The sequence below is a fragment of the Candidatus Omnitrophota bacterium genome, from assembly GCA_016209275.1.
Taxonomy (GTDB): domain Bacteria; phylum Omnitrophota; class Gorgyraeia; order Aquiviventales; family Aquiviventaceae; genus JACQWM01.
Map to the genome: position 1 here is coordinate 20,768 of JACQWM010000053.1, position 12,549 is coordinate 33,316.

Here is a 12,549-nt window from a genome sequence, read left to right on the forward strand (position 1 = left end):
GAAGCCGTCGTGAGTCATGGGTCATGAGTCATGGGTCGCCCTTTCGTGGAATTACGGGGCCAGTCCTGACGTTGGGGTTCGTCAGCTTCTTGACGGATGTCTCCAGCGAAATGATCTATCCGTTGCTGCCCATCTTTCTGACGACCGTGCTCGGAGCCGGCCCGGCGGCGCTCGGGATGATCGAGGGAGCCGCAGAATCCATGGCGGCGATCGTGAAGCTGCTCTCCGGCGTATGGTCGGATCGCGTGCGCAACCGGTCCCGTTTGGTGTTCTTGGGCTACAGCCTCTCCTCGTGCTCTCGGCCGCTCGTGGCCGCGGCGACCAGCGCCTCCCACATCCTGTGCATCCGCTTGACCGATCGCGCGGGCAAGGGGGTTCGCACGTCGCCGCGCGATGCGATGATCGCCGACGCTGTCGCACCCTCAGTGCGAGGCAAAGCGTTCGGCTTCCACCGGTCGATGGATCATGCCGGCGCGGTCATCGGCCCGCTCCTCGCGACCGCCCTCCTGACGTGGTGGGTTCATGATCTTCGCGTGGTGTTTTGGCTGGCCAGCCTCCCCGGGCTGTTGGCGGTGGGACTCATTGCCTGGAAGGTGCGCGAGCCTGCTCCCGAGCGCCGCGCGCTAGCGACGCCGCCAGCGCTCTCGTGGGCATGGCCCAGCGGCGCCTTGCGCCGCTATCTGCTCATCCTCTTCATCTTCACGCTGGGCAACTCCACGGACGCCTTCCTCTTATTGCGCGCCGCCGGGCTCGGCGTGCCGACCGCGCAGCTGCCGCTGCTCTGGGTCGTCTTCCACATCGTGAAAATGGTATCCTCGATGCCGCTGGGCGCGCAGTCAGACCGTTTTGGCAGGAGACGTGTGATTCTCGCCGGGTGGGGCGTCTACGCGCTCGTGTATCTCGGGTTTGCCGCGGCCACGCAGCCGTGGCACGTCTGGGCGTTGTTCGCGCTCTACGGCGTGTTTTATGGCTGCACCGAAGGCACGGAGCGAGCACTCCTGGCGGATCTTTCAACGCCGTCGATGCGCGGGGCGGCCTTTGGATGGTATCATGGCATCACCGGCATCGGGCTGCTGCCTGCGAGCCTGCTCTTCGGCGCGCTCTGGCAGCATGCGGGGCCGCAGGCGGCCTTCAGCGTTGGAGCCGTCTTGGCAGCGGTAGCCGCCGCCGGGCTGATGCTGTGTCTTGATGTTTCGTCGCGCCTTCACTCGTAAGAGGTAGGCACGGGGCGCATCGCCCAAGGAGTCCACACGTTGGTTCGTGTGCTTGTGCTCGTGGCTGTGCTGTTGATGCGGCCGTTCGGGCTTGCCGCGGAAGAGCCGGTGACGCCAACCATGCTGACGCTCGCCGATGCCGTCCGGCTCGCGACCACACGCTACGCCGAGGTGTTAGCCGCGAATGAGCGAACGCTCCAAGCGCTGGCTCGCCTCGGGCAAGCGCGCGCCACCTTGTGGCCTCACCTCGACGCCTCGGCGTCGCAATTCCGCCAGACGAGGAACCTTGAAGCCTCGGGCATTCCAATTGCCTTGAGCCATCCGGTCATCGGCCCGTTTAATTCGTTTGATGCGCGCATTGGGCTGACCCAAACGTTGTTTGATGTCAGCGCCTTCGAACGGTTCCTTACGGCCCGCGCCGGCCGGCAATTGTCCTTAGCGCAGTACGAAAAAGCCAAGCAAGATGCCATGGCGCTCGTGGCGGCGCTCTTTCTCGAGGCGGTGCGGGCCGCGCAGGCGATTGAGCCGGCGCATGCCCTGTTGACGCGCGATCAGCGACGGCTCGAGATTGCGTCGACCCAGCACGCCCTCGGCCTTGGATCCGATGTGGACGTGCAGCAGGCCCAGGCCGATGTCGAGGAGAGCCATGCGCGGTGGCAATCGTCGCTCACGTCCGCGTATGAACGCCAGCTCGATGTGATTGCCGCCTTGCATCTGCCCATGGATCAGCCGCTGATCTTGGTCGATGAGGAAGATCTCCTCGTGTCCGTACCACGGACCGCTGCCGAAACACAGGCCGCGGCGCAGAGCCATCCGGATGTTGTGGTGGCCCAGCGCGCGCTCACACAGCGCACCGCAGAGCAAGCGGCTGAGCGCACCAGCGTCCTTCCCACCATCAAACTCTCCGCGGATTATGGCGCGAGCGGCAAGACCATCAGCGAGAGCGCAGGGACCTACACCGTGGGAGCCAGCGTCGCGCTTCCCATCTTCGCCGGTGGCCAGCGCCTCGCGAGAATCCGCGAGGCCGAGAGCCGCGTGCGCGAGGGACACACCCTATTGGATGACGTTCGTCAGCAGGCAGAGGTGAAGGCGCTGCGCGCCGTCGAAACGCTGCGGCAATCCGCCGTGGTGGTGAAAGCGCAGACGGCCCTGCTGCAACTGGCCACCACGCACCTCATGGTGGCCCAGCGGCGTCTGCGCAGCGGCCTGGGCAGCGAGCTCGATGTGGTCGATGCGCAGACGAATGCTATGGTCGCGAAAGACCATCGTGCGGATGCGATAGCGACCTATCGGATGGCGCAAGTGACGCTGGCCCATGCCATGGGCCACGTGGAGTCTTTGGCACGAACACAATTCCATGACTAGCACACAGCAGTTAGCGCACAGCACACAGAGGAACGGTGCTCCCTGTGTGCTGTTTGCTGTGTGCTGTCTGCTCATCTCAGGATGCGATCGGTTGATGCGCAACGGGGATTTGCAGTTGACCGGCACGCTGGAGTTGACCGAGCACGCGGTGGGCGCCCGCGTGCCGGGTCGTGTGGCCACGCTGCTGGTGCAAGACGGTGATGAGGTAAGCGCGGGACAGGTCCTAGCCACCCTGGATCGCTTCGACCAAGCCACGCGGGATGCCGATCGCATCCAGGCGCTCTTCAAGGCCGGCGGGGCCACGCAACAAGCCGTCGAGCAAGCCGGGTTATCGCTCGAGGACCAACAGGTCGTCTCGCCGGTGACCGGGGTGGTCTTGGTCAAAGTGCATGAGGCGGGGGAAGTGGTGGGAGCCGGCGCGCCGATTGTCATCATCGGGGACCGATCCTCCCTGTGGGTCCGGGTGTTTGTGCCGGAGGGAAAAGTCAATCAGGTGTATTTGCAGCAGCCGGCGACGCTGCGATTTGACGGCCTGGCTCGCACGTACGGCGGCCACATCAGCTTCATCGCGCCGAAGGCGGAGTTTACGCCTCGCAATGTGCAAACCGTCGAAGAGCGGATTACGCAAACATTCGCCGTAAAGGTGACCGTGGACCAGCCGGATCCCTCCTTGCGCCCTGGTGTAGCCGCCGATGTCATCATCCATCTCAAGGGCGACCGATGAGCGAGACGATTGCGATTGAGGCGAGAGAGTTGACGCGGCGCTTCGGGACGCTGGTCGCCGTCGATCATGTGAGCTTCTCGATTCGCTACGGCGAGATCTTCGGCTTTCTCGGCCCCAACGGCTCGGGCAAGAGCACCACCATCCGGATGCTCTGCGGCATCCTGGCTCCCACGAGCGGGGCCGCCACGGTCGCGGGCTTCGACGTCAACACGGATCCTGAGCGCGTCAAAACCGCCATCGGCTACATGTCCCAGCGTTTCAGTCTCTACCACGATCTCACCGTGGAAGAGAACCTGGAGTTTTACGGCCGGATCTACGGCCTGAGCGACGCGGCGCTGCGCGAGCGCAAACAGGAGGTCCTGCAGCTCACCGGGTTGGATCAGTGGCGCGGCCGCCTGGCTGGGGAGCTCTCCGGCGGATCTAAACAGCGGCTCGCACTGGCCAATGCGGTGTTGCATCAGCCGCGCCTGCTCTTTCTCGATGAGCCCACGGCGGGCATTGATCCGGTTTCGCGCCGCGCGCTCTGGGAGCTGCTCTATCAGCTGGCCGAAGGCGGCATCGCGCTGTTTGTGACGACCCACTATATGGAGGAGGCCGAGCGATGCAATCAGATTGCCTTCATCAGCCAGGGACGGCTGCTGAGCATCGGCCCGCCCAACGCGCTGAAAGCCCGCGTGGGCGGCCAGCTCCTCGAAGTCGAATGCGCGCCGCTGATGAAAGCCTCCCGGGTGTTTCGCCGGCTGCCCGGGGTGACGAACATCACCGCCTTCGGCACGACGCTGCATCTGAATCTCTCCGTCGATCCGGCCGTGGCGACGCAGGCGATTCGTGATTGCGCCTCCACAGAAGCGATCGAGATCCGGTCGATTCAGCCCATCGCCGCGACCCTAGAGGATGTGTTCGCCACGATGACCGAGGGAGTGGGATGACCCGTATCCGGGCGGTGGCGCGCAAAGAGTTTCTCCAGATTTTCCGCGACCGCCGGACGCTGATTCTCATCACCCTGATGCCGTTCATCCAATTGACGATTTACGGCTATGCGATCAACACGGACGTCAAGCATCTGGCCACCGCGCTCTACGACGAAGATCAGACGCCGATGAGCCGGCGCCTCGTCGCGACGTTTGAGCAGTCGGCCTACTTCGATGTGACGCTGCGCGTCCAGTCGCCGCGAGCACTTCGGCGGGCCCTCGATCTGGGGCGGGTCAAGGCCGGCCTGCACATCCCCACGCATTTTGCGCAGGATCTCACCGCCGGCCGCGGAGCGCCGCTGCAGCTCTTGATCGACGGCACCGATTCCAATCCGGCCAATGCGGCTCTCAACACCGGCCAGGCGATCATCGCGAATTTCGTGCAGCAGGAAGGCTTCGTCACCGTCAGCGGCCGGCCCATCGATTATCGGCCGCGCATGTGGTACAACCCGGATTTGAAAAGCGCTTTTTTCATGGTCCCGGGCCTGGTGGGCTTGCTGCTGCAGCTGTTGATCCCCATGATCACCGCGACGGCCGTCGTGCGCGAGAAAGAGCGCGGCAACATCGAGCAGCTGCTGGTGACGCCGATCAAGCCGTATGAGCTCATCATCGGCAAGCTGCTCCCGTATATGGCGATCGGGATGGTGATCGCCACCCTCGTCGTGGGCGCGGCGTGGCTCTTGTTTCATGTGCCGGTGCGGGGCAATCCGATCACGCTCTTGGGGCTGACCCTGCTGTTTCTGACGGTGTGCTTGGGGTTGGGATTGTTTGCGTCCACCGTCGCGGAGAACCAGCAGCAGGCCGCGCAGATCATCATGCTCTTCGCCGCTCCGTCCATTCTGTTGTCCGGCTTTATCTTTCCGCGCGAGGCCATGCCGCTGCCGATTTTCTACCTCGGCAACCTCATTCCGCTGACCTATTTTCTGAAGATCGTGCGCGGCGTCATCCTCAAGGGCTTAGGGGTGATGGATTTGTGGCCCCAGATTCTTCCCTTGGGCCTGATGGCCATCGGCATCCTCACGGTGAGCATTCTGAAATTCCACAAGCGCCTGGCCTAAGCATGGGAACCGCCGGAGCCTCAACCGATGCCACTTGAGCTGTTTGATACGCACTGCCACCTGGATCTGGTGTCGAAGGCCGAGCGGCCCGGCGTCTTATCCCGCGCCCGCGCCGCCAACGTGGTCGGCTGTGTCAGCATCGGCACGAGCCTGGAGGCGAGCCGAGAGAATGTCGCCATGGCCCGCGCCGAGGGTGCTCTGGTGCGGGCGTCGGTGGGCATCCACCCCCATGACGCGCACCTTGTAACCGAGCAACAGCTTCGAGATATCGACGCCCTCTCCGCCGATCCCGCGGTCGTCGCCATCGGCGAAGTGGGGCTCGATTTTTTTCGCCAGACCGGAGATCCTGACGTGCAGCGCCGCATCTTCAGCGCGTTTCTGGCGATGGCCCAGCGGCGGAAGCGGCCGATCCTGATCCATTGCCGCAACGCGTATGACGCGCTGCTGGAGCTGCTGCGGGCGGAGGCGACGCTACCGCTGGCCGGCCTGATCCATTGCGCGTCAGGTCCTCCCGAGTTTATCCAAGGCGCGCTGGCCCTCGGGTTGCATATTTCCTTCGCCGGCAATGTGACGTTTCCCAATGCGCAAGCGTTGCGCGAACTCATCAACGTGGTGCCGGATGATCGGGTATTGATCGAAACCGATGCGCCCTTCCTCGCGCCCCAGCCGGTCCGCGGCAAAAAAAACGAGCCCGCGCACCTCGCCTATACCGCCGCGTATATCGCCCAGTGGCGCGGCAGCAGCCTTGAGCATCTCGCCGCCGTGACCACCCGCAACGCCCGGCGGCTGTTTGGCTTGGCGGATAAATCTGCTACAATCAGCTGATGCGCCAGGCACCGCACGACCTTCCCGTCATGGCCCCGACGCGCGGCACCCTCACGCGCGAGCGCCAGATCGACGTGAAGGATCTCATGTCGCGGTTTAATTTCGCCTTCAGCCTCATGAGCGTCATCCCCCTGCTGACATGCGCGTATTTGATCACCGTGCGGTTTTTCTCCGTCCAGGTCCTCTTTACCTCCAACGGCGCCTATTTCTTTATCGCGCTCGTCATCGCTTTGCTCGGCTTGCTGGCCGGCCACGAGCTGATCCGCGACATGATCCGCCGCTTGGTGGAGGCGAACGCGAAGCTGCAGAAGCTCAATGAGCAGCAGGCGAGTTTCGTCAGCAACGTGGCGCACGAATTTCGCGCACCCCTCGGGGTGTTCAAGGGCGCGCTCGATAATCTTGGCGATGGGCTCCACGGCCCGGTCACGGCCGAGCAGATGGAGCCGATTGCGATGTGCCAGAAGGAAGTGAACCGGCTCTCCCGGCTCGTGCGCGACTTGCTGGAGCTCGCCCGCATGGAGGCGGGCAAAGTCCAGCTGGCCGCTGAGCGCGTGAAACTTCAAGACATCATCGCCGCCGCTACCGAGCTCTTTCGCCTTCCCGCGAAAGAGCGCAAGCTGACCCTGATCATGGAGGTGGCTGAGGAGCCGGTCTACGTGACCGGGGATACGGATCGGCTCCAGCAAGTGTTCATCAACCTCCTCGGCAACGCGGTCAAATACACGGATGTCGGCAGCATTCGCGTGCGGATGGTCGCCGATGCGCGCGAGGCCCAGGTGGAGATCATCGACAGCGGCCAGGGCATCGAGCAGCAGGATCTGGACAGGATTTTCGATAAATTTGAGCGCGTCGGCAGCCAGACCGAGGAAGGCTCCGGGTTGGGGCTGCCGATTGCGCGCGATATCGTGGAGCTGCACCATGGGCGGCTGTGGGCCGAAAGCCAATCCGGCCAGGGCAGCCGGTTCATCGTGCAATTGCCTCTCGCGAAGGGGTGAGACGTCCATGGGGAAATCGCTCTGGGTCTTGGCCAGCCTGCTGGTTGTCGCACCGACGACGGCTGTGGCTTCCGCCGAGGCGGGAACGCCGGCACCCGATGTTCGCCTGATGGATTCGCGCGGCACCGCCCGAAGCCTCTCGGAGTTCCACGGCAAGATCGTGGTGCTCGAATGGTGGAATCCGGACTGCCCCTTTGTCAAACGGCATTACGGTGGGGCGATGCAGCGACTGCAGGACACCTACACCGCGCGGGGCGTCATCTGGCTGATGATCAATTCCTCGGCTCCAGGCAAACAAGGCCGCCTCGCGCCGGAGGCGGCCAACACCTATGCGGCGACCCATGGGGTGAAGGCGACGGCCATGCTCTTGGACCCTGACGGCGCGGCCGGCCGGTTGTACGGCGCAAAGACGACCCCGCACATGTTCATCATCGATCCTCAAGGGACGCTCGCCTATGCCGGCGCCATCGACGATCATCCGGCCGTCGATCCGTCGGATCCTCCGCCGGCGTCCAATTATGTGACGCAATCCCTTGAGGCGCTGCTTGCTGGCCGGCCGATTCCAGTGAGGACGACCACCTCGTATGGCTGTTCGGTCAAATACTAACGACTCGGAGGTCACGATGCTCGACACGACGCTGGCATTATCAGGGCAGCTGAAGGAAACACTGGAAGCCATCGCGCGGAAGACGGCGTTCCGTCCGCAGATTGGGCTCGTGCTAGGATCCGGCCTCGGCGGACTGACGAAGTCGGTTCGCGTCGAGACGGAGATCCCGTACGAAGACCTGCCGCACATGCCCAAGGCGACCGCGCCCGGCCATGAGGGCAAACTCGTGCTGGGCACGATCAGCCAGCAGCGCGTGGCCGTGCTCGCCGGACGGTTTCATCATTATGAAGGCTATCCCATGTCCCAGGTCGTGTATCCGGTGCAGCTCGTGCGCGCGCTGGGAGCTGAGACGCTAATGCTGACGAGCATCGTCGGCGGCATGAATCCCGCCATGCTGCCCGGCTCGCTCGTGATGCTTGATGATCACATCAATTTCATGGGGGCGAATCCGCTCTTAGGGCCGAATGATGAGACGATCGGCCCGCGGTTTCCCGATATGTCGCAGCCGTATGATCCGGCCCTCCAGCAGTTGGCCCGCCAGGTGGCGGCCGAGCAGAAGATTCCGCTGACAGACGGCGTGTATGCGGCGGTGGCCGGGCCGAATCTTGAGACGCGCGCTGAATACCGCATGCTGCGCGGGATGGGGGCGGATGTGGTGGGGATGTCGATGGTGCCCGAAGTGCTGGCCGCCCGGCATGGCGGCTTGCGTGTGCTGGCTGTGGTGGTCGTTTCCGACGCGTGCGATCCGGATCACCTGAAGCCCGCCAACATCGAGGAGCTGCTTCGCATCGCTGCGGCCACCGAACCCAAGCTCACCAAGCTCTTGCAGGGCGTCATCTCCCGACTTTAACTGCACAGGCGATATCAGATATCGATTTCGATATCTGATATCGCTCTTGCAGTTGACCTGAATGCGAGTCAACGGTATCCCTTATCGCACTGTTTGGCTGGAAGGCTCGACGGTGCATCTGATCGATCAGCGCCGTCTGCCGGCGCGGTTTGAGATTCTTGAGCTGCCCACAGTCCAGCAGACGGCGGAGGCGATTCGCACTATGACCGTGCGAGGCGCTGGGGCCATTGGCGTCGCGGCCGGTTTTGCGATGGCGCAGGCGGCACTCCTGGCTCCGGCATCCGGCGTGCGCGAAGCGCTCGAGCAGGCGGCGGCGATCATCCGCGCCACGCGGCCCACCGCGCAGAACCTGTTTTATGCGGTGCAGCGTATCGTCGACGGCACGCGGTCGGCCCATTCCGTCGACGAGATTCGACGGCGAGCCGTGGTGATAGCTCAACGCATGGCCGATGAAGACGCCGCCTCCGGCGAGCGCATTGGAATCGTGGGGGCTTCGCTCATCCGCGATGGGGCGTCCGTGATGACGCACTGCAACGCCGGGTGGCTGGCGTTTGCCGATTGGGGCACGGCCTTGGCACCCATCTATGTCGCCCATCGAGCCGGCAAACGCGTGTCGGTGATCGTGAATGAGACGCGGCCGCGCGGGCAGGGGGCGAAGCTCACCGCCTGGGAACTCGGGCAAGAAGGTGTTTCGCATACGCTGATTCCCGATACCGCTGCTGGCTACGCGATGGCGCAAAAACTTGTGGATCTCATCATCGTGGGCGCGGATCGCATCGCGGCCAACGGCGATGTGGCGAATAAAATTGGGACGTATGCGTTGGCCGTGTTAGCGCAGGCCCATCAGATTCCGTTCTACGTTGCGGCTCCGACCACCACGATCGATGCCGCATGTCCTGAAGGCTCGAAGATTCCTATTGAAGAACGATCCGCTGATGAGGTCGTCTGGACATCAGGTGTGACCGATGATGGCGCAGAAACCCGCGTGCGCACCGCCCCGGAGCACACCCCAGCGCGCAACTGGGCGTTCGACGTGACACCGGCAGCGCTGATTCGCGGCCTGATCACCGATCGGGGGATGATTCGCCCTGAGCCTCAGGCGATCGCTGAGGTGATGACCGCGGCGGCGACTCGATGACTCCTCTTGAGGCGCTCGTCGCCCGATCTCGACGCATTGGAGCGCAGGAGCGGTTGGGGCTCTTCGGCGGAGGCAACACCTCGATCAAATGCGCGCAGCCGGATCTCTTCGGCCGGCCGCAGGAGGTGCTGTGGGTCAAAGGCAGCGGCGCAGATTTGAACAATTGTTCCGCGCGGCATTTCGCTCCGCTGGCCCTCGCCCCGCTGCAGCGGATGGCTGCGCGCGCCGATATGAGCGATGAGGAGATGGTGCGCTTTCTTGAGCGCTGTCTGCTGGATCCGAAAGCGCCGCGCCCGTCGGTGGAAACGCTGCTCCACGCGTTTATTCCGCAGGCCTCGGTGGATCACACCCATGCCGATGCGATCCTCGCACTCGCCAATACCCGCCGCGGGCGGCACCTCACCCGACGGATTCTTGGTCCTGAGCTGTTATGGATCCCGTACATCCAGCCTGGCTTTCGGCTCTCGCGCTACGTCTGGGAGGCCTACCGCGATCAGCCACAAGCGCACGGGGCGGTGCTGGAGAAACACGGCCTCATCACCTGGGGCCCGGATGGGCGCACGAGCCTCAAGCGCACGATCGACGCGGTGTCCCGCGCCGAGCGCTTCATTCATGCCCGGCGGCGGAAACGATCATGGTCGTCCGTGGGATGCGCCGCACTCAGCCCGAACGAGCGCTCGGCCTGGTTGCGCCGGCGGTTGCCGGTGCTGCGGCGGGTGATCAGCCAGCACCGGCGCATGAGCCTGACCGTGTGGGATTCGCCGGACATCCTGGAGTTTGTGAACGCCCGGCGGATGCCGCGAGTCGCCCGCATCGGTCCGGCGACGCCGGATCACATGCTGCGCACCAAACGCTTGCCGCTGATTGCCCGCGCATCCGACGACATGGCACGGCGGCTTCATCAGTATGCCGACGCGCACCGACGCTATTTTCTCACGTATCGCCGCACAGGTCAGGCCATGCAAGACCCCTTCCCGCGCGTCATGCTCATTCCCGGCGTCGGCATGATCACGACAGGGAAGGATGCTGCCGAGACCGCGCGGGTGGCCATGATCTATCGGCACGCGATGGCCATCATGCGCGATGCCTCAACCGTCGGCGCCTATACGTCGGTGTCGGCGCGCGAGGCGTTCGGTGTAGAGTATTGGCCGCTGGAGTTGTATAAACTGACCCTCGCCCCGCCGGAGCCGGAATTCGCCCGGCAGATCGGCTTGATCACGGGAGCTGCCGGGGGCATCGGCCGCGCCATCGCGCACTGTCTGGCCAGCCGTGGGGCTTCGGTCATCGTGACCGATCTTCACGCCGCCGCCGTTGAGCAGCTCGCGGAGGCGATCAATCGGCGCGTGGGTCGTCGGTGTGCGCTCGGCTTAGGGATGGACGTGACCAGCGAACGCAGCGTGGACGCAGCGCTCGATCGCGTGCTCCGACAGTTCGGCGGCCTCGACTTTCTCGTGTCCAATGCCGGGATCGCGCACGTCGCGGCCGTGGATCGATTGGAGCTCTCGCAATGGGAACGCAGTCTGGCTGTCAATGCCACGGGCCATTTCTTGGTGTCGCGAGCCGTCGTGCGTTTGCTCAAGGCGCAGGGCCTGGGGGGTGCGCTCGTGTTTATTGCGTCAAAAAACGTCTTAGCCCCAGGCAAAGATTTCGGCGCCTATAGCGCGGCTAAAGCGGCGCAAACCCAGCTGGCCCGCATCCTGGCGATTGAAAACGGCGAACATCAGATTCGGGTGAATCTGGTGAACCCCGATGGCGTCTTCGAGGGCTCGGGCTTGTGGAACACGATCAAGGCCTCTCGGGCGAAGTCCTATGGCATCACGCCCAAGGCGCTCGAATCGTATTATCAGGGCCGCAATCTCTTACAGGCGCGCGTGCTGCCGGAAGACGTGGCCGAAGCCGTCGCGTTTTTCATCTCGGCGAAATCGGCGAAAACCACCGGCTGCATCCTCACCGTCGATGGCGGAGTACGCGAGGCATTTCCGCGATGACGGCGGTGCCAGGTCCAATCCACGCCGTCATCCTCGGTGCAGTTGAGGGCTTGACGGAATTTTTGCCGGTGTCTTCCACGGGGCACTTGATTCTCGTCTCCCGCGTGCTGCGGCTGCAGGGCGCCGCCGTAGACACGTTTGATGTCGTGATTCAAGCCGGGGCGTTGGTTGCCGTCGTGGGATTGTACCGCCGCCATGTCATGGCCATGGGGCGAGGTCTGCTTGGCCGAGATGCCGAAGGCCAGGCGCTGCTCATCAAGGTGCTGATCAGTTTTCTGCCGGCGGCGATGGCCGGAGCAGCGCTGCATCATGCGATCAAGGCGCACCTGTTTCATCCCGGGGCCGTCATCGCCGCGATGGCGCTCGGCGGGTTGCTCATGATCGCGGTGGATCGCTGGTGCCGCCCTCAGCGCATCGCGTCGCCGCGCACCATGATGTCCCTGACGAGGCATCAGGCGCTGATCATCGGCATCGCCCAGTGCGCGGCCCTGTGGCCTGGCACTTCGCGCTCGATGGCGACGATCCTGGCCGGTATAATGGTAGGGCTGCCGCTGGCTGCGGCCGCGGAGTACAGTTTTTTGCTCGCCCTGCCGACGTTGGGCGCCGCGACGCTGTTTGATGCCGTCAAGGGCGGTGCTACGCTGTGGCAGCAGATCGGCGGTCTCTCGATCCTCGTAGGATTTGTCAGCGCGGCGATCGTCGCTGCGGTTGCGGTTCGTGGCTTTGTCCAGTATGTCAGCCGCCACGGCCTCGCACTGTTTGGATGGTACCGCGTGTTTGTGGCCGCCGTGGTGTGGGTCTATGGACGATAGGA

The 12,549-nt window shown here is 64.0% G+C and carries 12 protein-coding genes; all 12 read left to right on the forward strand.

Features of this window, described 5'->3' with window-relative positions; translation table 11 throughout:
- Positions 1–23: 23 nt before the first annotated feature.
- Positions 24–1,214: an MFS transporter gene (locus HY737_07380; GenBank protein MBI4598201.1), complete on the forward strand. Its 1,191-nt coding sequence runs from the start codon at positions 24–26 to the stop codon at positions 1,212–1,214.
- A gap of 39 nt (positions 1,215–1,253) precedes the next feature.
- Positions 1,254–2,579 carry a TolC family protein gene (locus HY737_07385; GenBank protein MBI4598202.1) on the forward strand — a complete coding sequence of 442 codons (1,326 nt, stop codon included), beginning with the start codon at positions 1,254–1,256 and terminating at the stop codon, positions 2,577–2,579.
- Positions 2,572–3,303: an efflux RND transporter periplasmic adaptor subunit gene (locus HY737_07390; protein MBI4598203.1), complete on the forward strand. Its 732-nt coding sequence runs from the start codon at positions 2,572–2,574 to the stop codon at positions 3,301–3,303. Before HY737_07385 ends, HY737_07390 begins: the two co-directional genes overlap by 8 nt.
- Positions 3,300–4,232, forward strand: coding sequence for an ABC transporter ATP-binding protein (locus HY737_07395; GenBank protein ID MBI4598204.1), 933 nt, complete (start codon positions 3,300–3,302; stop codon positions 4,230–4,232). The genes HY737_07390 and HY737_07395 overlap by 4 nt, the downstream gene beginning before the upstream one ends.
- Positions 4,229–5,332, forward strand: a complete 1,104-nt coding sequence (locus HY737_07400) for an ABC transporter permease (protein MBI4598205.1) — start codon at positions 4,229–4,231, stop codon at positions 5,330–5,332. Before HY737_07395 ends, HY737_07400 begins: the two co-directional genes overlap by 4 nt.
- 27 nt (positions 5,333–5,359) lie before the next feature.
- On the forward strand, positions 5,360–6,157 hold the full coding sequence (locus HY737_07405; protein MBI4598206.1) for a TatD family hydrolase: 798 nt from the start codon (positions 5,360–5,362) through the stop codon (positions 6,155–6,157).
- On the forward strand, positions 6,157–7,152 hold the full coding sequence (locus tag HY737_07410; GenBank protein ID MBI4598207.1) for a HAMP domain-containing histidine kinase: 996 nt from the start codon (positions 6,157–6,159) through the stop codon (positions 7,150–7,152). The genes HY737_07405 and HY737_07410 overlap by 1 nt, the downstream gene beginning before the upstream one ends.
- A 7-nt stretch (positions 7,153–7,159) precedes the next feature.
- Complete coding sequence (locus HY737_07415) at positions 7,160–7,759, forward strand: thioredoxin family protein (protein ID MBI4598208.1); 600 nt, start codon at positions 7,160–7,162, stop codon at positions 7,757–7,759.
- A gap of 16 nt (positions 7,760–7,775) precedes the next feature.
- The gene (locus HY737_07420) at positions 7,776–8,609 is read left to right on the forward strand and encodes a purine-nucleoside phosphorylase (GenBank protein MBI4598209.1); all 834 of its coding nucleotides are present in this window, start codon (positions 7,776–7,778) and stop codon (positions 8,607–8,609) included.
- Between the two features lie 61 nt (positions 8,610–8,670).
- Positions 8,671–9,747 (forward strand): S-methyl-5-thioribose-1-phosphate isomerase, encoded by a 1,077-nt coding sequence (mtnA, locus tag HY737_07425; protein MBI4598210.1) that lies wholly within the window; start codon positions 8,671–8,673, stop codon positions 9,745–9,747.
- Entirely contained in the window at positions 9,744–11,735 is a 1,992-nt protein-coding gene (rhaD, locus tag HY737_07430; GenBank protein ID MBI4598211.1) for a bifunctional rhamnulose-1-phosphate aldolase/short-chain dehydrogenase, read from the forward strand. The genes mtnA and rhaD overlap by 4 nt, the downstream gene beginning before the upstream one ends.
- Positions 11,732–12,547, forward strand: coding sequence for an undecaprenyl-diphosphate phosphatase (locus HY737_07435; protein ID MBI4598212.1), 816 nt, complete (start codon positions 11,732–11,734; stop codon positions 12,545–12,547). Before rhaD ends, HY737_07435 begins: the two co-directional genes overlap by 4 nt.
- Positions 12,548–12,549 lie beyond the last annotated feature (2 nt).